The following is a 20,716-nucleotide window of genomic DNA, read 5'->3' as shown; positions in this document are numbered from 1 at the left end:
GGGGGGGGGGTGATCCGGGCTTTGGTGGGGTGTGGGGTGGTTGGTTGGTTCTGCGTCTTTTGTCGGTTGGAGCTCTCCGCGGTGGTTCGTGTTCCCCCCCCCCCCCCCCCCCCCCCCACCGTCGTGTCACCCGTGCCACGACCTCCACAGCGCGGCATACGCGCCGTCCGCCGCCACCAGCTCGTCGTGGCTGCCGAGCTCGGTGATCCGGCCCTCCTCGACGACCGCGATCACGTCCGCGTCGTGCGCGGTGTGCAGGCGGTGGGCGATGGCGACGACCGTGCGGCCGTCCAGGACGCGGGCGAGCGAGCGCTCCAGATGGCGGGCCGCCCGCGGGTCGAGGAGCGAGGTCGCCTCGTCCAGGACCAGGGTGTGCGGATCGGCGAGCACCAGCCGGGCGAGGGCGATCTGCTGGGCCTGCGCCGGGGTGAGCGCGAGCCCGCCCGAGCCGACCTCGGTGTCCAGACCCTCGTCGAGCGCCCGTGCCCAGCCGTCCGCGTCGACCGCGCCGAGCGCCGCCCACAGCTCGGCGTCCCCCGCACCCGTCCGGGCGAGCAGCAGATTGTCGCGGAGCGAACCGACGAAGACATGGTGCTCCTGGTTGACCAGGGCCACGTGCTCACGGATCCGCTCGGCCGGCATCTTCGCCAGCTCGGCCGCGCCGAGCGTCACCGAGCCGGTCCGCGGGGCGTAGATGCCCGCGAGCAGCCGGCCCAGCGTCGACTTGCCGGCGCCGGACGGGCCGACGAGGGCGAGACGCGTGCCAGGGGCGACGTCCATCGACACCTGGTGCAGCACGTCGACCCCCTCGCGGTAGCCGAAGTGCACCTCGTCCGCGCGGACGGCCCGCCCCTCGGGACGTACGCTCCCGTCACCGGCGTCCGGCTCGATGTCACGGACGCCGACGAGCCGGGCCAGCGACACCTGGGCCACCTGCAGCTCGTCGTACCACCTGAGGATGATCCCGACCGGCTCGACCAGCATCTGGGCGAGCAGCGCACCCGTGGTCAGCTGCCCCACGTCGATCCAGCCCTGGAGCACGAACACCCCGCCGAGCAGCAGGACGCCCGCCAGGACCATGGTGTGCGTGAGGTTGATGACCGGGAACAGCACCGAGCGCAGGAAGAGGGTGTACCGCTCCCATGCCGTCCACTCGGCGATCCGCCGGTCCGACAGGGTGATGCGGCCCGCGCCCAGGCGGTGCGCCTCGACCGTGCGGCCCGCGTCGACGGTCTCGGCGAGCACCGCGGCGACCGCCGCGTAACCGGCGGCCTCCGAGCGGTACGCCGACGGTGCCCGCTTGAAGTACCAGCGGCAGCCCACCACCAGCAGCGGTGCCGCCACGACGAGGGCGAGGGCGAGCGGCGGTGCCGTGGCAAGAAGACCGCCGATCAGCAGCCCGGCCCAGACCACTCCGATCGCCAGCTGGGGCACGGCCTCCCGCATGGCGTTGGCCAGCCGGTCGATGTCCGTGGTGATACGGGACAGCAGGTCGCCGGTCCCGGCCCGTTCGAGAACGCCCGGCGGCAGCCCGACCGACCGTACGAGGAAGTCCTCGCGCAGGTCGGCCAGCATCTCCTCGCCCAGCATCGCGCCGCGCAGCCGGACCAGCCGTACGAAGAAGGTCTGGACGAGGAGCGCGAGCACGAACAGGGCGACGGTGCGCCCCAGATGGAGCTCGCGCGCCCCCTCGGAGAGCCGGTCGACGAGCGAGCCGAGCAGGTACGGGCCCACCATCGAGGCGATCACCGCGACCGCGTTGACGCCGATGAGCAGCGCGAACGCCGTGCGGTGGCGGCGCAGCAGCTCCCGTACATAGGAGCGCACGGTCGCGGCCGTGCCCACGGGCAGGGTCGTCGCCGAGGTGGGGGCCGCCGGGTCGTACGCCGGTGGCGCGAGGCCGATCATGCGGACTCTCCTTCGAGCTCTGGTTCCCGCTTGAGTGCCGGGGCCGCCTGTTCGTCGTCGGTCTCGCGGGTGACGACCGCCCGGTAGCGCGGTTCGGTACGCAGGAGGTCGCGGTGCGTGCCGACGGCCACCACCTCGTCGTCGTGGACGAGCGCCACCCGGTCGGCCCGGTCGAGCAGCAGCGGCGAGGAGGCCAGGACCACCGTCGTACGGCCCTCGCGCAGCCCCCGCACTCCGGCGGCGACGCGTGCCTCGGTGTGGGAGTCGACCGCCGAGGTCGGCTCGTCGAGCACCAGCACCTCCGGGTCGGTCACCAGGGAGCGGGCCAGTGCCAGGCGCTGGCGCTGGCCACCGGAGAGGGACCGGCCGCGCTCGGTGATCCGGGTGCGCATCGGGTCGCCGTCGGTGTCCACGGACGCCAGCGCGAGCGCGTCCAGCACGTCCCCGCACTGGGCCGCGGCCAGGGCCTCCTCGGGGCGGACCGCGCCCGAGGAGGGCACGTCGAGCAGCTCGTGGAGCGTGCCCGAGAGCAGGACCGGGTCCTTGTCCTGGACGAGGACGGCGGTACGGGCCGTGTCGAGGGCCAGTTCGTCGAGCGGCACCCCGCCGAGCAGGACCGAGGTGTGCCCTTCGCCCGGCTCGGTGGGATGCCCGCCGAGCCGGTCCGCGAGCCGCCCGGCCGCGTCCGGGTCGCCGCAGACGACGGCCGTGAAGCAGCCGACGGGGGCGAGCAGCCCGGTGACCGGGTCGTACAGATCGCCCGTCGCCTTTGCGTGGCCGCCCGTCGTGGTGGTGGTCCGCGTCAGCGAAAGGACCCGCGCCGCGCGCTTGGCGGAAGGCCGGGAGAAGGAGTAAGCCATGGCGATCTCCTCCACGTTCCGCAGAGGATGCAGCAGCAGCGCCACCGCGCCGTAGACGGTGACCAGTTCGCCGACCGCGATCCGCCCGTCGAGCGCGAGCCGCGCCCCGTAGGCGAGTACACCCACCAGGAGCAGACCCGGGAGCAGGACCTGGACGGCTGTGATCAGGGCCCACATCCGGGCGCTGTGGACGGCGGCGCGGCGGACCTCCTGGGAGGCGGCCCGGTAGCGGCCGAGGAAGAGTTCCTCGCCGCCGATGCCGCGCAGCACGCGCAGCCCGGCCACGGTGTCCGAGGCGAGCTCGGTGGCCCGGCCCGCCTTCTCGCGCTGGATGTCGGCCCGCCGGGTGGCCCGGGGGAGCAGGGGCAGCACGGCCAGGGCGAGGACGGGCAGGCCGAGGACGACCAGCACGCCGAGGGCCGGCTGGTAGACCACGAGACCGACGCAGACCAGGACCATCGTCAGCGCGGCCGCCGCGAACCGCGACATCGCCTCGACGAACCAGCCGATCTTCTCGACGTCTCCGGTGGAGACGGCCACGACCTCGCCGGCGGCGACCCGACGGGTCAGGACGGAACCGAGCTCGGCGGTCTTGCGCGCGAGCAGCTGCTGGACGCGGGCCGCGGCGGTGATCCAGTTGGTGACGGCGGTGCGGTGCAGCATCATGTCGCCGACCGCGATGCCCGTGCCGAGCAGGGCGAGCAGCCCGCCCACGAGCGCGAGCCGTCCGCCGTCGCGGTCCACGACGGCCTGCACGGCGAGGCCGACGGCGAGCGACAGACCGGCGATGCTGAGCTGGAGGAGCAGTCCCCACAGCAACGACTTCGCCTGCCCGCCGAGTTGGTTGCGGCCGAGCCAGACGAGGAACCGGGTGCCCGAGCGGACATCGGGGACTCCTGGGTCGGCGTACGGTAGATCGCGAATCTGCATGGCTTCCCAGGGGCTTCGGGTTCGGCGGGCGGAGTTGTCGGGGGTGGCTGAAACCGTGCAAGGTTCGCGCCGATGGACCGCCCGCGGCAATCGAATTTCCCGCATCGAGGCACAGAACCGGCCAAGGTGCCCCCGCCCCTCCCGACGCTCCCCGCCACCCGGACCCCGTTCCTTTCCCGAAGGACCGCGGGCCCCGGCAGGTGCGAGCCGGGCCCCGCGTGGGTCGCTACGGGGCCGGCTTCGCCGAGTCCACGCCGGAGCGGGCCTTCTTCCACTCGCCGCGCGTGAAGTCGGGGATCGCCTGCGGCGCGCCCTTGGCCTTGATCGAGGCGTGGCTGAGCGGCACCGGGGCCGTCCAGGTCGCCGCGTCGTACACGTCGAAGTCGGGGACCAGACCGAGCTTCATGCACTGCATCAGCCGGTAGATCATGATGTAGTCCATCCCGCCGTGCCCGCCGGGCGGATTGGCGTGTTCCTTCCACAGCCAGTGGTCGAACTCTGCGGCGTACGTCTCGAAGTCGCCCCACTGGTGACCCTGGTGGTCCGGCTCCAGATAGATCCGGGCCGGGTAGTCCTCGAACACGCCTCGGGTTCCGCCCAGGCTGTTGATCCGGCTGTACGGGTGCGGAGTCGAGACGTCGTGCTCCAGCCGGATCAAGCGGCCCTTCGCCGTCTGGACCAGACTGATCGTCCGGTCGCTCTCGATGTACGTCTCCTTCCAGCTCGGGTCGCTCGGCGGCATGTTCGCCGCCCGGTACTCGGCGAGCCCCAGCGCCGGCGTCCCGAAGCTGCTGATGCTGACCACCCGGTCGCCCCGGTTGACGTCCATGTAGTTGGCGACCGGACCGAGGCCGTGGTTCGGGTAGAGCTCGCCCCGCAGCCGCGTGTGCCAGAGCCGGCGCCAGGGGCCCTCGTAGTACGTGGGCGAGAACATCCGCTCGCGCAGATCGTGGTTGTACGCCCCCGCCCCGTGCAGCAGGTCCCCGAACCTGCCCGCGTGCGCCATCCGCAGGACCCGCATCTCGTTGCGGCCGTAACAGCAGTTCTCGAGCTGCATGCAGTGGCGCCGGGTCTGCTCGGAGAGGTCGACCAGCTCCCACAGGTGGTCCAACGTCATGGCGACCGGACACTCCACGCCGACGTGCTTGCCGTTCAGCATCGCCGTCCTGGCCATCTCGAAGTGGAGCTCCCAGGGCGTCGCCACATAGACGAAGTCCAGGTCGGAGCGGGTGCAGAGGTTCTCGTAGTCGTCCTCGCCGTGGGCGTACACGGCGGGCGCGGGCTGTCCGGCGGCGACGACCTTGGCCGTGGCACGCTCCGTCTTCTGCCTGACGGGGTCGCAGACCGCGACGACCCGGACCCAGGGGAGGAAGAGGAAGAGGTCGATCATGCTGCCGCCCCGGTTGCCGAGGCCGACGATCCCGACCCGGACCGTGGAGCGCCCCTCGAAGGGGACACCGGCCATGGTGGCGCCTCTGCGCCCAGGTGCCCCGACGGTCTGTTCGGTCTGCGCGGAGGTCTCCGCGGCTGCCGCGGCGGCCGCGGGCGAGGCGGCCTCGGCGTTGCCGGCGCCCAGGGCGCCGAGGCCGATGCCCGCTCCCGCGACCCCGGCCGTGGTCCGCAGGACGGAGCGACGGCTCGGCGGCTGCGGTGCGTTGTCGTTCATGGAACCTCCAGTGGCTGTGTGCACGGCCGGCTCATGAATCCCGCTCAGGACCCTGGCCGTTGAGACTGGTGGTACGCAAGGGCGCGGATCGGACTCTTGCGACGGGTGGATGGACTCTTCCATTCCTGATCACCGGACCATGCGGACGAGGAGGGCCACTCACCCACATGGGGTAAGGGGCCCTCGTCGTGTCGCGTGGGTGTCAGGGGCGCGTCGCGCGCTCCAGGGCGAGCAGCGCGGACTGGTAGCTCCGGCCGGTCGCCCGGTCCATGCCGATCTCACACATCCGGTTCGCCGACAGATGGACGTCGAACGGACGCGCCGTCACCTCGGCCGCCTCGCGCGCCGTGGCCGAGGCCGTCAGCTCCGGATGCAGCATGCCCCGGTCGCCGGCGAAGGCACAGCAGCCCGCGTCGGCCGGTACGACGACCTCCTCGGCGCACGCCCGGGCCAGCGCCGTCAACTGCTCCTCGTCGCCCAGATGCCGCATGGAACAGGTCGGATGGACCACCGCCGAGCCCACCGTGCGCCGCACATCAAGACGGGGCAGCAGCTCGTCGGCCGCCCACACCAGCGAGTCGACGACCGTCAGCTCCGCATGCAACGCGCGGTTGTCCTCGGTGAGATACGGCACCACCTCGTGTGCAATGCCGAGCGTGCACGAGGACGCGTCGACCACCAGCGGCAGCCGCCCGCCCGCCGTCCAGCCCCAGGCCGCCTCCACGATCCGGTTGGCCATCACCTCGGTTCCGCGCTCGTACCCCTTGGAGTGCCAGATCGTCGCGCAGCACGTACCCGCCACGTCCTCCGGGATCCACACCGGCCTGCCCGCCCGGCCGGAGAGCGCCACCACTGCCTCGGGGAGGGAGGGCCCCCGCAGCCCCTCGGGACCGCCGAAGATCCGGTTCACGCAGGCCGGGTAGTACACGGCGACGGCCGCCGGGCGGTGGGTGCGGGGGAGACGGCGGGCCGCCGGGCCCGGGATCTCCGGCAGCCACTCCGGTACGAGATCGGGCCGCACCGCCTTGCGCGCCAGGCCCGTCACCGAGCCGAGGAGCCGGTCACCGATCCGGTCGGCCGCGGCGACGGCGAGCCGGGCCGAGGCCTCCACGGCACGGAAGTTCCTGGCCGCGAGCGCCGCGATCCGTTCCTCGCCCGGCGAGTGCCGCCGGTGCCGGAACTCCTTCATCAGCGCCCCGGTGTCGATCCCGACCGGGCAGGCCAGCTTGCACGTCGAGTCGCCGGCGCAGGTGTCCACGGCGTCGTAGCCGTACTCCTCCAGGAGGCTCGCCTCCACCGCGGAACCGTCGCCCTGCCGCATCATCTCCCGGCGCAGCACGATGCGCTGGCGCGGAGTCGTCGTCAGGTCGTTGCTGGGACAGGTCGGTTCGCAGAAGCCGCACTCGATGCACGGGTCGGCGATCGCCTCCACCGTCGGGATCGTCTTGAGACCGCGGAGATGGGCCTGCGGGTCGCGGTCGAGGACGATCCGCGGGGCGAGCACCCCGTCGGGATCGATGACCTCCTTGGTGCGCCACATCAGCTCCGTCGCCTTCGGCCCCCACTCCAGCTCCAGGAACGGGGCGATGTTGCGCCCGGTGGCGTGCTCGGCCTTGAGCGAGCCGTCGAACCGCTCCACCGTCAGCTTGCAGAACTCGTCCATGAACGCGGCGTACCGCTCCACGTCGCCGGGGTCGGCCGCGTCGAAGGCCAGCAGGAAGTGCAGATTGCCGTGGGCGGCGTGACCGGCCACGGCCGCGTCGAAACCGTGCCGTGACTGCAGCTCCAGGAGCTCCGTACAGGCCTCGGCGAGCCGGGCCGGCGGTACGGCGAAGTCCTCGGTGATCAGCGTCGTACCGGAGGGACGCGAGCCGCCCACCGCGGTCACGAACGCCTTGCGCGCCGTCCAGTAGCCGGCGATCGTCCGGGGATCGCGGGTGAAGGCGTTGTCCACCGAGGCGACGGGCGCGACCAGTTCCAGCCCGTCCAGGACCTCCGCGGCCGCCTGCTCGTACGCCTCCTGCGTGGCGGTGTCCGGGGCGCGGAACTCCACGAGCAGCGCCGCCGTCTCCTTGGGCAGCTCCGCCCAGTCGGCGGGCACGCCGGGGACACGGACCGAGGCGCGCAGGGTGTTGCCGTCCATCAGCTCGACCGCGATCGCCCCGGCCTCGTTGAAGCGCGGCACGGCGGCGGCCGCAGTGGGCAGTGAGGGGAAGAACAGCAGGGCCGTGGAGACCTGACGGTCCAGCGGAAGCGTGTCGAAGACGACCTCGGAGATGAACCCGAACGTGCCCTCCGAGCCGACCATCAGCCCGCGCAGGATCTCCACCGGGGTCGCGCCGTCCAGGAACGCGTCCAGGCGGTAGCCGTTGGTGTTCTTGATGGCGTACTTGGCGCGGATGCGGGCGACTAGCTCCGGATCTGCCTCGATCTCCGCCTTGAGCGCCATCAGCCCCGCGCACAGGCGCGGATCGGCGCGCGCGAGTTCCTCGTCGGCGGCCGGGTCGCCGGTGTCGACGACGGTGCCGCTCGGCAGCACGAAGGTGAGGGAGGCGACGGTCCGGTACGCGTTCCTGGTCGTCCCCGCCGTCATGCCCGAGGCGTTGTTGGCGACGACCCCGCCGATCGTGCAGGCGATGGCGCTCGCGGGATCGGGCCCGAGGACCCGGCCGTGGCGGGCGAGGGCGGCGTTGGCCCGGACGACGGTGGTGCCGGGGCGGATCCGGGCGCGGGCGCCGTCGTCGAGGACCTCGATCCCGGCCCAGTGGCGGCGCACGTCGATGAGGATGTCCTCGCCCTGCGCCTGCCCGTTCAGACTGGTCCCGGCCGCCCGGAAGACCACCTCGCGGCCCTTGCCGTGGGCGTACGAGAGGACGGCGGAGATGTCGTCGATGTCCTCCGCGACCACGACGACCTGCGGCACGAAGCGGTAGGGGCTGGCGTCGGAGGCGTACCGCACCAGGTCGGAGATCTTCGAGAGCACCTTCTCCGGTCCGAGGAGCGCCACCAGTTCCTCCCGCAGTCCGCGCGGGGTCCCCCGTGACTGGAGGTCGGGGACCCGGTCCGGGGCGGCCTGCCGCTTCGTACCGGGGCGCAGGGCCTGCGGGTTCGGCTCCAGCAGTGGCATGGCACGGCTCCCCTCGGCGCTCCCGGCGCCCGCGCGGTCAGCAGCGGCGCTCCGGCACGTGGTCGACCAGAGCGGACAGCAGACCTCCGAGCACCTCGCGCTGATCGACGGTCAATGGAGCAAGGATGTCCTCTGCCGCCGCCCTCCGCGCGCTGCGCAACGCGCGCAGGGTGTCGCGTCCGGCGTCGGTGAGCTCGATCCTGACCACCCGTCGGTTCGTCGGATCGGCGACGCGGCGCACCCGGCCGGCGGCCTCCAGTCCGTCCACGAGACTGGTGACAGCCCGGGGGACGACCTCCAGACGCTCGGCGAGATCGGCCATCCGGGGCGGATGGTCGTAGTGCGCGACCGTGCGCAGCAGCCGGGACTGGGCGGGCGTGATGCCGACCGGCTCCAGAAGCCGCTTCTGACTGCGCTGGAGGCGTCGGGTGAGGCGCAGCAACTGCTCGGCGAGTAGGCCGTCGGCGTCGGGCGTGTTCATGAGGGAACATTATCAGGACCTGGCTCATTGTGAGTATAGGTAACAATGAGCTATGCTCTGATCGACTTGACTGATCGCACCCCTCGTAGGAGCCCATGCGTCACCACGAAGAGTCCGACTGGACACCACCACCACGCGATTCCGTGCAGCCCAAGGAGCCCGCCCAGATGCGGCGCATCCTGCGGCTCTTCCGTCCCTACCGCGGCCGTCTCGCCCTCGTCGGCCTGCTCGTCGGCGCCTCGTCCCTCGTGACGGTCGCCTCGCCCTTCCTCCTCAAGGAGATCCTGGACACCGCGATCCCGCAGGGCCGGACCGGGCTGCTCAGCCTGCTCGCCCTCGGCATGATCGCCACCGCCGTGATCACCAGCGTCTTCGGCGTGCTCCAGACCCTCATCTCCACCACCGTCGGCCAGCGGGTCATGCACGATCTGCGCACCGCGGTCTACGGCCGGCTGCAGCGGATGCCGCTCGCCTTCTTCACCCGTACGCGCACCGGCGAGGTGCAGTCCCGGATCGCCAACGACATCGGCGGCATGCAGGCGACGGTCACCTCGACCGCCACCTCCCTCGTCTCCAACCTCACCGCCGTCGTCGCCACCGTCGTCGCGATGCTCGCGCTCGACTGGCGGCTCACCCTCGTCTCGCTGCTCCTGCTGCCCGTCTTCGTCTGGATCAGCAGACGCGTCGGCCGCGAGCGCAAGAAGATCACCACCCAGCGGCAGAAGCAGATGGCCGTCATGGCCGCGACCGTCACCGAGTCGCTCTCCGTAAGTGGCATCCTCCTCGGCCGCACCATGGGCCGCTCCGACTCTCTGACCACGTCCTTCGCCGAGGAGTCCGAGCGCCTCGTCGACCTCGAAGTACGCTCCTCCATGGCCGGACGCTGGCGGATGTCCACCATCGGCATCGTCATGGCCGCCATGCCCGCGCTGATCTACTGGGCCGCGGGGCTCGCCCTCCAGGCCGGAGGCCCGGCCATCTCGCTGGGCACGCTGGTCGCCTTCGTCTCGCTCCAGCAGGGCCTGTTCCGGCCCGCGGTGAGCCTGCTCTCCACCGGCGTCCAGATACAGACCTCCCTCGCCCTCTTCCAGCGGATCTTCGAGTACCTCGACCTGCCCGTCGACATCACCGAACCCGAGAAGCCGGTCCGTCTGGAGAAGATCAGCGGCGAGGTGACGTTCGAGAACGTCGACTTCCGCTACGACCCCGAGGCGGCCGGCCGCCCGACGCTCGCCACCATCGACCTGACCGTCCCGGCCGGCGGCAGCCTCGCCGTGGTCGGGCCGACCGGTTCCGGCAAGTCCACCCTCAGCTATCTCGTGCCCCGGCTCTACGACGTGACCGGCGGCCGAGTGCTGCTCGACGGCGTCGACGTCCGCGACCTCGACTTCGACACCCTCGCCCGGGCGGTGGGCGTGGTCTCCCAGGAGACGTACCTCTTCCACGCCTCCGTCGCCGACAACCTGCGCTTCGCCAAGCCCGACGCCACGGACGAGGAGATCCGCGCCGCCGCCCGCGCCGCGCAGATCCACGACCACATCGCCGCACTGCCCGACGGGTACGACACCCTCGTCGGCGAGCGCGGCTACCGCTTCTCGGGCGGCGAGAAGCAGCGCCTGGCGATCGCCCGCACCATCCTGCGCGACCCGCCCGTGCTGATCCTCGACGAGGCGACCAGCGCCCTGGACACCCGTACCGAACACGCCGTACAGCAGGCCATCGACGCCCTCTCCGCAGGACGCACCACCATCACGATCGCCCACCGGCTCTCCACCGTCCGGGACGCGGACCAGATCGTGGTCCTCGAAGCCGGCCGGATCGCCGAACGCGGCACGCACGAGGAGCTCGTCGAACGGGACGGGCGGTACGCGGCCCTGGTGCGCCGCGACGCACACACGAACGTTGTTCCTCAGAACGTGTGATCGTCCTCCCAGGGGGGATGCGGCGCCGCCGCATGCGGGCTCCGAGGTTTCGCGGGCGGGCCGGGTTAGCGTGCGCCCATGACGCACCGGACCTGGCAGCCCGAACACCGTCGCCGCCGCAACCGGCTCACCCGGCGCGGCCGGTTCGCCCTGCTGATCGGCGCGGCCCTCGCCGTGGCCGCGGCGATCATCGTCCCCCTGCTGCTCCTCGGCGAGGACGAGCCCGTCCCCGAGAAGCAGCGGACCCTGCTCATCCCCGAAGGCTGGCGGGCGGGCCAGGTGTACGCGGCCGTCGACCGCTCCCTCGGCCTCGCCCCAGGCACCACCCGCAGGGCCGCGAGCGCCCCGGCCACCGCCCTCGGCCTCCCGGCCGCCGCACAGGGCAACCCCGAGGGGTACCTCTTCCCGGCGACGTACCCCGTCGTGTCCACGACGACCCCCGAGGCACTGCTGCGCTACATGGTCCAGACGGCGGGCAAGCGCTTCGGCGCCGACCACATCACCGCGGGAGCCCAGCGCAACGGGGTGAGCGTGCATCAGACGGTGATCATCGCCAGCATCGTGCAGGCCGAGGCCGACACCGGCGAGGACATGGGCAAGGTCGCCCGGGTCGTCTACAACCGCCTCGCCCGGGGCATGGCGCTCCAGATGGACTCGACCCTGAACTACGCCCTGGGACGTTCCACCGTGGACACCACCCTCGCTGACACCAGGATCGACAGCCCGTTCAACACGTACGAGCGCCCGGGCCTGCCGCCCAGCCCGATCGGGAACCCGGGGGAGCAGGCGATGACGGCGTCGATCGCACCGGCCGAGGGCGACTGGCTGTACTTCGTGACCGTGAAGCCGGGGGACACCCGCTTCACCGCCGACTACGCCGAACACCAGGCGAACGTGGCGGAGTTCAACGAGAACCGCCGCGCGGCGAAGGCCGGCTGAGCTACGGGGTGGGTACGGGCTCCCGCTCAAGAAGGCGGCGGATCTCGGTGACGGCCGCGCGCCCCGCCCGGTTGGCGCCGATCGTCGAGGCCGACGGCCCGTACCCGACGAGATGGACGCGCTCGTCCCGTACCGCCCTCGTCCCCTCCACCCGGATGCCGCCGCCCGGCTCACGCAGCCTGAGCGGGGCGAGGTGGTCGATCGCGGCGCGGAAGCCGGTCGCCCAGAGGATCACGTCGGCGTCGACGGTCCGGCCGTCGGCCCACGCCACCCCGGTCGGCGTGATGCGGTCGAACATGGGGTTGCGGTCCAGGACACCGCGCTCGCGGGCGCTGCGGATCGCGTCGGTGAGCGGCAGCCCCGTGACGGAGACGACGCTCTGCGGCGGCAGCCCCTGCCGCACCCGCTCCTCGACCATCGCGACGGCCGCCCGGCCCTCCATCTCACCGAAGGGTCCCTCGCGGTAGACGGGCTCGCGCCGGGTCACCCAGGTCGTTTCCGCCGCGACCTCGGCGATCTCCATCAGGTGCTGCGTCCCGGAGGCGCCGCCACCCACGACGATCACGCGCCGCCCCGCGAAATCCTCGGGGCCCGGGTAGTTCGCGGTGTGCAGCTGGCGGCCGCGGAAGGTCTCCTGGCCCTGGTAGCGGGGCCAGAAGGGCCGGTCCCAGGTGCCGGTCGCGTTGATCAGGGCCCGCGTGGCGTACGTCCCCTCCGAGGTCTCGACGAGCAGCCGCCCGCCCTCGCCCTCCCGGACGGCGCTCACCTCCACGGGGCGGTGTACGCGCAGGTCGAAGCGGTGCTCGTACGCCGTGAAGTACGCGCCGATCACCTCGGACGAGGGCCGCCGGTCGTCGGCGCCGGTCAGCTCCATGCCCGGGAGTGCGTGCATGCCATGCACCTTGCCGTACGTGAGCGAGGGCCAGCGGAACTGCCAGGCGCCGCCGGGGCGCGGAGCGTGGTCGAGGACGACGAAGTCGCGGTCCGGCACGAGGCCCGTACGGCGCAGATGGTAGGCGGCGGAGAGCCCCGCCTGCCCGGCACCGATGACGACGACGTCCACATCTCGTACCCCGAAATCGTTCACGATTCCACTAACCGTGGCAGACGCGGGGATCTTCCCGAGGGCACGTGAGCGTGGACGCGCGATGGTGCGCCGCGAGCGGCAGGATGGCCCCCATGTCGACCTTCACCACCCGCGTGCTCACGCTCACCACCGGCACCACGGAGACGGTCACCGACCTGACCCGTGCCTGCACGGACTTCCTCACCGAAACGGCCCCCGACCGCGACGGCCTCCTCCATCTCTTCGTCCCCCACGCCACGGCCGGCCTGGCCATTCTCGAAACGGGCGCGGGCAGCGACACCGACCTCCTGACGGCGCTCCACCACCTCCTCCCGGCCGACGACCGCTGGCAACACCGCCACGGCTCCCCGGGCCACGGCCGCGACCACGTCCTCCCGGCCCTGGTCCCGCCCCACGCGACGGTGCCGGTGCTGGGCGGGCGACTGGAACTGGGGACCTGGCAGTCGATCTGCCTCGTCGACACGAACAAAGACAACCCGGAGCGTCACGTGCGGTTGAGTTTCCTGGGCTGACCACGGGGGCCAGGATCGTCCTGCGTGTGGCCGCCGAATGTCCTTACGCTCCGGCGAAATGGGAGAAGGGAGTCGTCTGTAGCGGTGAAGGCCGCGACGTCCTTGCCGGAGCGGCAGCGCGAGGACGGGCTGACCGCCGCCGCAGCCATTGGCGGGCACATCATCGCGTGGGTGGACGACTGGGAGGTGTCCGGGGCCACCGATCCGTTGACCCGCCCCAAGCTCGCGCCGTGGCTCCGCGACGAGCGGGGCACGTACCACGGGCTCGTGGCCGCCGCCGTCGACCGGCTCGGCCGCAACGTGGTCGACTGTTTGAACACCGGCTACAAGATGCGCGACGAGGGCAAGCTCCTCGTCTCCTACGGGCCAGAGGGCGTTTGGAACCTCGACGACCCGAACGACGAGAACCGCTTCACGATGGAGGCGAGGGGCGCGCAGATGGAGCTGCGCGCCATCCAGCGACGCAACCGCGACGCCACCAAGAAGATACGCGCCGCGGGCCGCCCGAAGGGCAAGCTGTCGTACGGCTTCCAGTACGTCCGCACCGTGCCGAACGGCCGGGTCGACCGCGTCGAGCTGCACCCGCATGCGGCCGAGGTCCTTCGGACCGTCGCCAGCCGCATCCTCGCCGACCCCGAGAGCGTGTCGGTGAGCAGCGAGACCGCTCGCCTGAACCGACTTGGCGAGCGGTCGCCGACCGACCACCTTGCCGTCATGTACGGGAAGGTGGCCCGTGGGCGACGCTCGCCAACTGGCCGGCCCACAGTCAGATTGGAGACAGCGCAGTGCCTGCGGGCCACGGCGGCCGACGGCAGTTCGAGTGTTCAGATGTGCGGGGGTGTGCGGATGACAGCCCCGGCCGAACGAGGAGGCGACAGTGCGGCCGGGTCGGCACAGGGCCGCAGTCCTGTCTCGGGCACACGGAGTTGAGGGATCCGCATCCCTTCGATGGCCTCGCGTTTGTACACGACGGCCACGTCGCTGCGCACCCGGGGCACGCAGGCCCGACAGCGATACCTGTAGTCGTTCGTCGGAGAGTCAGGGATCCGAGGATCAACCTGCGTTGGTGTCGGCGCCGACACCGTCGACAGCGGGCAGTTGCCCCGTGCACGTCGCGCGGCCGAACTCGCCTATCGCGGTGGCGCGCTGGACGTGCTTGCCGCGAATGGTCAGCGTGCACGACGCCTGGCCGTCCTTGCCGTCGAGAACGATGGCGGCGGTCCGGCCTTTGCCGAGGGGGACCTGGACCGACTTCTTCCAGGGAAGGGTGACACCTTTTTCGATCGTTGCCGTGCCGGATTCGCTGCGGGCGAGGTAGGAGATCTCGACGGTGGCCGTGCGAGGGGGCCGGCCCCTGGGTGACCACCGGCCTCAAGCGCCCGCCCGGCGGCGAACTCAACCCGACCCAGCGCACCGTCAACCACGCGCTCGCCCAGGCCCGCGCGCCGATCGAACGAGGCATGGCCCGGCTGAAGTCATGGCGGATCTTCAGCAGATCACGCATCAGCCCGAACCGGATGACGTCCATTGCGCGAGCCGTCCTCACCACCCTGGAGAGGCAACGCTGAAAACGCTCACTGTGACGCCACCGCCGTACGCACCGCCCCGACGGCACCCTCGCGTACGCCCTGCTTGACGGCATCGGCTCCACCCCATCCGTACGGTGCTGTACCGGGCCGCGGCCGTGCCCCTCGCCCGCACCGCCGCCCGCCGAGGCGACGCCGAGACGGCACTGCGCGATGTGTACGCCTGGTTCGCCGCCGAGCGCGCCGAACTCGACCCGTACACCCGGGACTACATGCGGAAGGCCTCCGCCAGCGTGGCAGTCACTGCCCCCGGCAAGCCCTTGATGGTCGCATGGTGCGGAGACTCCCGCGCCTACGTTCTGGTGTGCGGCACCAGCCGGTGCTTGACCAACGACCACAACCTCCGCCGCGTGTACCCGCCGCGCGGCTGGCACGACGCTGGCAACCGCCACCGCATCACCTCCTGCCGCAGCGACCAGGACGTGATGGACCCGTGCAACCCCCGGCGGTCGAGGCCGTGACCGTCCCGGCCGGGAACTGCCGCCTGCTCGCCTCCGACGGCGCGTACGAGCCGATCGAGGACAACGCCGCCCACCTGTCGACCTACCTATTCGGCGACCCGCACGAAGCGGTCCAGGACCTCGTGGAAACCGTCGTCAGCTGGGCCGGCGACCGCCCGGACAACGCGACCGCCCTCGTCGCCGACCTGCGCCCCTGGCCCCCTGTCCCGCCCAGTGTCCGGACTTGTCCGCCCCTGTCCGTGGAGGCGTCCGTCCTCGGTCCGGACTCTCTCCCGAACCACCGGCGGACCCCTGCAACCCCCCCGTGTCCGGACCCTGTCCGCCCCTGCCATCAGCACAGGCACCCACCGTGCGGGCGCGCCCCCACGCGCGTCCGCCCCTGCCCGGACACCCGCGCGGACACGTCCGGTGGCGTGTTGCCGAAGTGCGCACAAGGCAAAGAAGGGCCCCCTCTGCCAACTCGGCAAAGGGGGCCATGCTGCTACTTCTGCGGCTGCTCCTGGCGGCGGCATTGCCACCGCTTCCAGGCGAAAGCGACGCCGGCTCCTACTGCGCCGCCGAGGATCTGCGATGGCATGTTCGTGAGGAGCCCTTCGAGGGCGAGGTTCAGCAACTCGTGCATGTCAACTTCCCCTAAACCGTGGTGACTTGCTCTGCGAGACCAGGGTGCACGAGGCTGTGACCTGCTAGGACGTATGGAGACGGACAGCTACGGATTCCCACGAACCTGAACGTAGTAGGAAGCAATCCGACGGCGGCGTACGAGGTGAGATGCTGGTGGACGGTTCTGGACGGTTCTGGACGCAGGGGGGCGTGTTATGGGGAAGCCGGGTCTGTTCAAGAGGCCGGAGTTGCCAGAGGGGCCGCTGAAGGCTCTGAACGATGCGCTGCACACGCTCCACCTCTGGGCGGGGCGGCCGTCTCTGAGTGTGATGCTCCAGGCCATGGATGCGTCGACGCGGGCCTCGCGAAGCACACTCCACGCCGCGTTCACCAGCCCGGTACTGCCGAGCCGGGACGTCTTGGACTCACTTGTCGAGGTCTTGGGTGCGCGTGCCCGCAGGACCACTCCAGAGGAGCAGATCGATCGATTCGATGCGCTGTGGCAGGCGGCGGCGGTGGACGAAATCGCCGAACTCGTCTCAGACGTGCCGTCGCTCCCGGCGGAGCTTCAGGAGTCCGTAGCGGAGGCTATGCGGGGCGGGCTTGAGTATTGGAAGTTGCCAGGGGTGTTGCCTGAGGGGCCAATGGTGCCCACACAGCCCACTGTGCGGCCTGAGCATGGGAGTACGTCGCGCGACTTCCGAGAGCACCTTTGGGCATCGAGCCCCGACACCGTCGCTGACGTTCTCGTCCTCTTGAGGGACATTCGGGCGACCGAGCAGGATGATCCGCAAAGGGAAGGGGAATTGGTGCTGGCCAAACTGATGCTGGATCAGGGCCTCTTGGAGGACTTTTCCGGGATCATGGAGAACTTCCGAGACCAGCGCGAGTCCCTCGCCACGATCCGCGTGGACCCCTCCGACGTCGGGGTTGCGGAGACCGTAGACCAAGACGAACAGGCTCTCAATGCATACCGCGTCTCGCCATGGGAGCGCGACGTCATGCCCCCGGGCCAAGCCGGCTACGGAGGACATCCGCTCGCTTGACACGCAAAGGGCCCCTCCATCGCAGATCCGGATGATGCAGTGCGTGCCGGCGGCGGTCGGGTCGTGGGCCCCGGCCCGGGAGAGCCGGTGAGACCCGCAGCACGTGCCCGCTCGGGTCGGTGACGGCCTGGACGCTCACGCCGTGCCCGCGGTGCTTGACTGAGTAGTCGGCGCGGCTGTCGCCGACGCGGTCACACTCAGCGAGGGTCCCGTCCAGCAGCACGAACTCTGGATTGTTCTCCCGCAAGACCTTCAGCAGACCCGGCGCCCGGGCGGCAAGGAGGTCGACCACCGCCGTGGTGTACGCGTGGGCGGTTCCCACCGAGATGCCGAACCCCGCCGAGATCCGTGCGAGGGTGTCGTGCGTGCGCAGGTACGCCAGGGCGACCAACGCACGCTGGTGCGGGGCCCCTAATTCCAGTCCGACCCCGGCGACGCCCTGGTCCTGGCCAACATCCTCCGCACGGACATGCACGCCCACCGGCCCCTGCCAAACGATTCCGACCTGGCCCGCGCCGTCGCCGCCCTGGCGCGAGCCCAGCAGGACGCCACCTGGAACCGGCAGCAGATGTCCAACCAGCTCCGCTCTCTGCTCCGCGAGTAATATCCCGCCGCCCTGGCCGCCGCCGCGAACTGGCAGAACGGCCTGTGCCGGCCCGAGATCCGCGAACTCCTCAGGACCGCCCCGACCCCTGCCAAAGCGGGCCGGCTGACCAGGACACAGATCACCGCCGTCCTCAAGCGGGCGGGCCGCAAGCGCGGCATCGAGGCGGACACAGAGCGGCTCCGAGAGGCCATCCGCGCCGATTGGGCCCGTCAGCCACCGCTGGTCGAAGACGCCCTCGGCAAGCAGATGCTTGCCCTTCTCCTCCAGCTGGAAGCTGCCTGCACCGCCGCCGACAGCCTCGCCCAGTCGGTCGAGGAGACCTTCTCCCAGCACGAGGACGCCGAGATCATCCTCAGCTTCCCCGGACTCGGCAGTCAGCTCGTCGCCCGGGTCCTGGCCGAGATCGGCGATGACCGCCAACGGTTCGCCGACGCCCGCGGCCTGAAGGCTTGCCGGCTCCTCGCCCATCACCCGGGCCTCCGGGAAGAAGTCCGCGATCACCCGCAGGTGGGTCAAGAACGACCGCCTCAACCACACCGGATACCTCTGGGCGTTCGCCGCTCTCACTTCCTCACCCGGCGCCAAAGCGCACTACCGCTGGCGACGTGACGACCACGGAGGCTGGCATGCCTCTGCCCTGCGCAACCTCTTCAACCGCATGATCGGCCAGCTCCACCACTGCCTCCAGCACCACAAACTGTTCGACGAGCAGGAGGCCTTCCCCATCAGGCCAGTACCCGTTGAGAACGCGGCCTGACCTGCCAGGAAGGCTGGTCCGGGCCGGGCGGGAGCCTCGATGATCAGGGGATGAGACCAGAAGTCCTCACCTTCGTCGCCGACGGCCACTGCCCGACTGGGGCGCCGAGGAGGAAGAGATCGACCGGCGTGTCACCCAGCTCGAGGCGATCAGCAAGCCGGTGACAGGAGAGGAGGCGGCTGCCCTCGCTACCTACTTCGGCCCCGACGACTGCTACGGGGTCGCCTGGACACTCCTGCACCTCATCGAGACCGGCCCCAACCCGGTCCTCAAGACCAAGCCTGCCCCGGACGCCAACGAGTGGCACCACCGGCTCTACAACCGTGCCGTGTTCGACGAGCCCACCCCAACAACTTGACGCGTTAGAGACGTGAGGTGTCTATGTCTTTGGTCAAGGTGGTGGGTCAGGATGGCGGCATGACGATCTGGTTTCGGACCTACTACGAGGACGAAGATCTATGGCTGTATTTCGAGGCCGATGACGAGGGCTGGGCAGCGCGACAGGTTGAGGTCGGGGGGAAGGACCGGCGGGCGGTGACAGCGGCCTCCTTGGAAGAGGTGCTGAACTTGCGTGATCATGCCGATCTCCCGGCGATGAGCCGCTATGAACAGCAGTACGGCGTCCTCGCCGAAGGGCCCATGGACGGCTGGCAGGACCAGCCCGAGGCAGCCGAGATCCCCGCGGAGGAGTTCGAACGGCTGTAGACTGAAGCAAGGCGGGCTCTCGGCAATTCAGCCTAAGGGTTGTCCCGTAACTGATCTTTGGCAGCACGCGAGTGGCTGGCCGGGATCGCTTCCCAAGTCTCCCCTTCTTGGGGAGGCACCGACCTCGGTTCACCCCCGCCGCACTACACAGCAGCGGATAATCGGGGCCCTCCTCCCGGCAACGTGCGAACCTTCCCACCTGGGGAGATGAGCAGGGACCCTGCTATCGTGCGCCGATGTCAACGATCAAGCAGCTCCAGGTGACCATCGACTGCGCGGAACCCACGCGCCTCGCCGCATTCTGGTGCGAAGTCCTTGGGTACGTCGTACCTCCGGTCCCGGAGGGGTTCACCACCTGGGAGGAGTACGACCGTTCGCTGCCGACGGAGGAGCAGGTCGTCTACTTCGGGTGCAGCGATCCCTCGGGTGCCGGGCCCCGCGTGCTCTTCCAGCGCGTTCCCGAGGGGAAGGTGGTCAAGAACCGCGTGCATCTCGACGTGCGGGCCGGCCTGGGACTCGTGGGGGAGGAGCGCCTGTCCACGCTCGAGGCCGAATGCGCACGGCTTGTCGCGCTCGGCGCGACACATGTGCGCACGATGCGTGCCGACGGAGAGAACGAGTCCTGCATTGTGATGCAGGACATCGAGGGCAACGAGTTCTGCCTCGACTGAATCTCCTCCGAGACTGCGGTGCGGCGAGCCCTCTCCCCTGGACCCCTCAGGTCCCGCATGCGGCGGGAGTTATCCCGCGAGAGTGAGGTTGTGTAGGCGTGCAATGCCGTGCATCGCGTGGCGCACACCGTCTCCTCTCAGGCGGCAGTCGCGCAGGATCTTCCAGGTCTTCATACGGGCGAAGGCGTGCTCGACGCGAGCGCGGACCCGTTTGTGGCTCTTGTTGTGGGCCTGCTTCCAGTCGGGCAGTTCCTCGCCCTTGCGTCGGCGGTGCGGCATGATCAGCCCGGTGCCCAGGTAGCCACCGTCCGCGATCGTTGTAGTGCCGCCGACTGCCTGCTTGGCACCGGACTCGGCCCATGCCCGGCAGTCGTTGCGGTTCCCCGGCAGAGGCCGGCCGACCACCACAACCAAGCGTGTGTCGGCGTCGATGACCACCTGGTGGTTGGTCGAGTAGCGATAGTTCTTCGACTGCTCGGCGACCTTGTGGTCGCGTGTGGGTACCAGTGTCCCGTCCACAATCAGCACCGCGTCCTTAGCGAAGCGCCTGCGCGGAGCCAGCGCGAGCTTGGGGCCGAGGTGGCCGACGACGCGATCGGCGGTGGACTTCGACACCCCGAAGAGCGGGGTGAGTTGGCGCAGGGTCAAATTAGTGTACCAGTACGCGGCCACCAGTAGCACCCGGTCCTCCAGGGACAGCTTCCACGGCCGACCCCGGCCCGGCGCGTCGCCGTCCTCGCGGCGCAGTTGCGTCATCAACTTGCCGAAGGCGCGCGGGCTCAGTGCGGCGAACGGGGCTATCCAGGACGGCTCAGACGCCGTGATCACACCAGCCACGGCCCAAGATC

The 20,716-nt window shown here is 70.7% G+C and carries 17 protein-coding genes and 3 pseudogenes; 11 read left to right on the top strand and 9 right to left on the bottom strand.

Translation table 11 applies throughout. The features are described 5' to 3' along the window. Positions 1–126: 126 nt before the first annotated feature. From ACZ4VI_RS26460 to ACZ4VI_RS26440, 5 genes are all read right to left on the bottom strand, one after another. Positions 127–1,908, bottom strand: coding sequence for an ABC transporter ATP-binding protein (locus tag ACZ4VI_RS26460; protein WP_468003085.1), 1,782 nt, complete (start codon positions 1,906–1,908; stop codon positions 127–129). Continuing rightward, a complete protein-coding gene (locus tag ACZ4VI_RS26455; RefSeq protein WP_468003083.1) occupies positions 1,905–3,698 on the bottom strand; it encodes an ABC transporter transmembrane domain-containing protein in 1,794 nt (597 codons plus the stop codon). The genes ACZ4VI_RS26460 and ACZ4VI_RS26455 overlap by 4 nt, the downstream gene beginning before the upstream one ends. 226 nt (positions 3,699–3,924) lie before the next feature. Next, the gene (locus ACZ4VI_RS26450) at positions 3,925–5,364 is read right to left on the bottom strand and encodes a Gfo/Idh/MocA family protein (RefSeq protein ID WP_468003082.1); all 1,440 of its coding nucleotides are present in this window, start codon (positions 5,362–5,364) and stop codon (positions 3,925–3,927) included. Positions 5,365–5,566: 202 nt separating this feature from the next. Continuing rightward, a complete protein-coding gene (locus ACZ4VI_RS26445; protein WP_468003080.1) occupies positions 5,567–8,491 on the bottom strand; it encodes an FAD-binding and (Fe-S)-binding domain-containing protein in 2,925 nt (974 codons plus the stop codon). Between the two features lie 37 nt (positions 8,492–8,528). After that, entirely contained in the window at positions 8,529–8,972 is a 444-nt protein-coding gene (locus tag ACZ4VI_RS26440) for a MarR family winged helix-turn-helix transcriptional regulator (protein ID WP_468003078.1), read from the bottom strand. Between the two features lie 95 nt (positions 8,973–9,067). Between ACZ4VI_RS26440 and ACZ4VI_RS26435 the strand changes: the two genes are divergently transcribed. Next, entirely contained in the window at positions 9,068–10,894 is a 1,827-nt protein-coding gene (locus ACZ4VI_RS26435) for an ABC transporter ATP-binding protein (protein WP_468003076.1), read from the top strand. A gap of 78 nt (positions 10,895–10,972) precedes the next feature. Continuing rightward, entirely contained in the window at positions 10,973–11,833 is an 861-nt protein-coding gene (gene mltG / locus ACZ4VI_RS26430; protein ID WP_468003074.1) for an endolytic transglycosylase MltG, read from the top strand. Position 11,834: 1 nt separating this feature from the next. Here the strand turns inward: mltG and ACZ4VI_RS26425 are convergent, their stop codons facing one another. Next, positions 11,835–12,920, bottom strand: coding sequence for an NAD(P)-binding domain-containing protein (locus ACZ4VI_RS26425; RefSeq protein WP_468003073.1), 1,086 nt, complete (start codon positions 12,918–12,920; stop codon positions 11,835–11,837). A 92-nt stretch (positions 12,921–13,012) separates the two neighbouring features. Between ACZ4VI_RS26425 and ACZ4VI_RS26420 the strand changes: the two genes are divergently transcribed. The 4 genes and pseudogenes from ACZ4VI_RS26420 to ACZ4VI_RS26405 all read left to right on the top strand — a co-directional run bounded on the left by ACZ4VI_RS26420 (position 13,013) and on the right by ACZ4VI_RS26405 (position 15,479). Next, a complete protein-coding gene (locus ACZ4VI_RS26420) occupies positions 13,013–13,432 on the top strand; it encodes a secondary thiamine-phosphate synthase enzyme YjbQ (RefSeq protein ID WP_468003071.1) in 420 nt (139 codons plus the stop codon). Between the two features lie 84 nt (positions 13,433–13,516). Next, positions 13,517–14,362 carry a recombinase family protein gene (locus ACZ4VI_RS26415; RefSeq protein ID WP_468003069.1) on the top strand — a complete coding sequence of 282 codons (846 nt, stop codon included), beginning with the start codon at positions 13,517–13,519 and terminating at the stop codon, positions 14,360–14,362. A gap of 410 nt (positions 14,363–14,772) precedes the next feature. Continuing rightward, a pseudogene (locus tag ACZ4VI_RS26410) lies at positions 14,773–15,000 on the top strand (transposase family protein); the annotation flags it as partial. 95 nt (positions 15,001–15,095) lie between these two features. Further along, positions 15,096–15,479 (top strand): hypothetical protein, encoded by a 384-nt coding sequence (locus ACZ4VI_RS26405; RefSeq protein WP_468003067.1) that lies wholly within the window; start codon positions 15,096–15,098, stop codon positions 15,477–15,479. A 481-nt stretch (positions 15,480–15,960) separates the two neighbouring features. Here ACZ4VI_RS26405 and ACZ4VI_RS26400 read toward each other — a convergent pair whose 3' ends face one another. Continuing rightward, on the bottom strand, positions 15,961–16,101 hold the full coding sequence (locus ACZ4VI_RS26400; RefSeq protein WP_468003066.1) for a hypothetical protein: 141 nt from the start codon (positions 16,099–16,101) through the stop codon (positions 15,961–15,963). Between the two features lie 196 nt (positions 16,102–16,297). Here ACZ4VI_RS26400 and ACZ4VI_RS26395 point away from each other — a divergent pair, with 196 nt between their 5' ends. Continuing rightward, positions 16,298–17,128 (top strand): hypothetical protein, encoded by an 831-nt coding sequence (locus tag ACZ4VI_RS26395; RefSeq protein WP_468003317.1) that lies wholly within the window; start codon positions 16,298–16,300, stop codon positions 17,126–17,128. Between the two features lie 18 nt (positions 17,129–17,146). Here ACZ4VI_RS26395 and ACZ4VI_RS26390 read toward each other — a convergent pair. Next, a pseudogene (locus tag ACZ4VI_RS26390) lies at positions 17,147–17,534 on the bottom strand (helix-turn-helix domain-containing protein); the annotation flags it as partial. A gap of 12 nt (positions 17,535–17,546) precedes the next feature. Between ACZ4VI_RS26390 and ACZ4VI_RS26385 the strand changes: the two are divergent. The 4 genes and pseudogenes from ACZ4VI_RS26385 to ACZ4VI_RS26370 all read left to right on the top strand — a co-directional run. After that, positions 17,547–18,492, top strand: a pseudogene (locus ACZ4VI_RS26385) (transposase); the annotation flags it as partial. A gap of 160 nt (positions 18,493–18,652) precedes the next feature. Then, on the top strand, positions 18,653–18,850 hold the full coding sequence (locus ACZ4VI_RS26380; RefSeq protein WP_468003064.1) for a hypothetical protein: 198 nt from the start codon (positions 18,653–18,655) through the stop codon (positions 18,848–18,850). A gap of 23 nt (positions 18,851–18,873) precedes the next feature. Continuing rightward, entirely contained in the window at positions 18,874–19,197 is a 324-nt protein-coding gene (locus tag ACZ4VI_RS26375) for a hypothetical protein (protein WP_468003063.1), read from the top strand. 236 nt (positions 19,198–19,433) lie between these two features. Next, entirely contained in the window at positions 19,434–19,868 is a 435-nt protein-coding gene (locus ACZ4VI_RS26370) for a VOC family protein (protein WP_468003061.1), read from the top strand. A 69-nt stretch (positions 19,869–19,937) separates the two neighbouring features. Here ACZ4VI_RS26370 and ACZ4VI_RS26365 read toward each other — a convergent pair whose 3' ends face one another. After that, a complete protein-coding gene (locus tag ACZ4VI_RS26365; protein ID WP_468003059.1) occupies positions 19,938–20,705 on the bottom strand; it encodes a transposase in 768 nt (255 codons plus the stop codon). Positions 20,706–20,716: the final 11 nt, after the last annotated feature.

Source organism: Streptomyces sp. NPDC029169, assembly GCF_055563935.1.
Note: the sequence above shows the minus strand (reverse complement) of the source record. Positions and strands in the feature narration are given on the sequence as shown.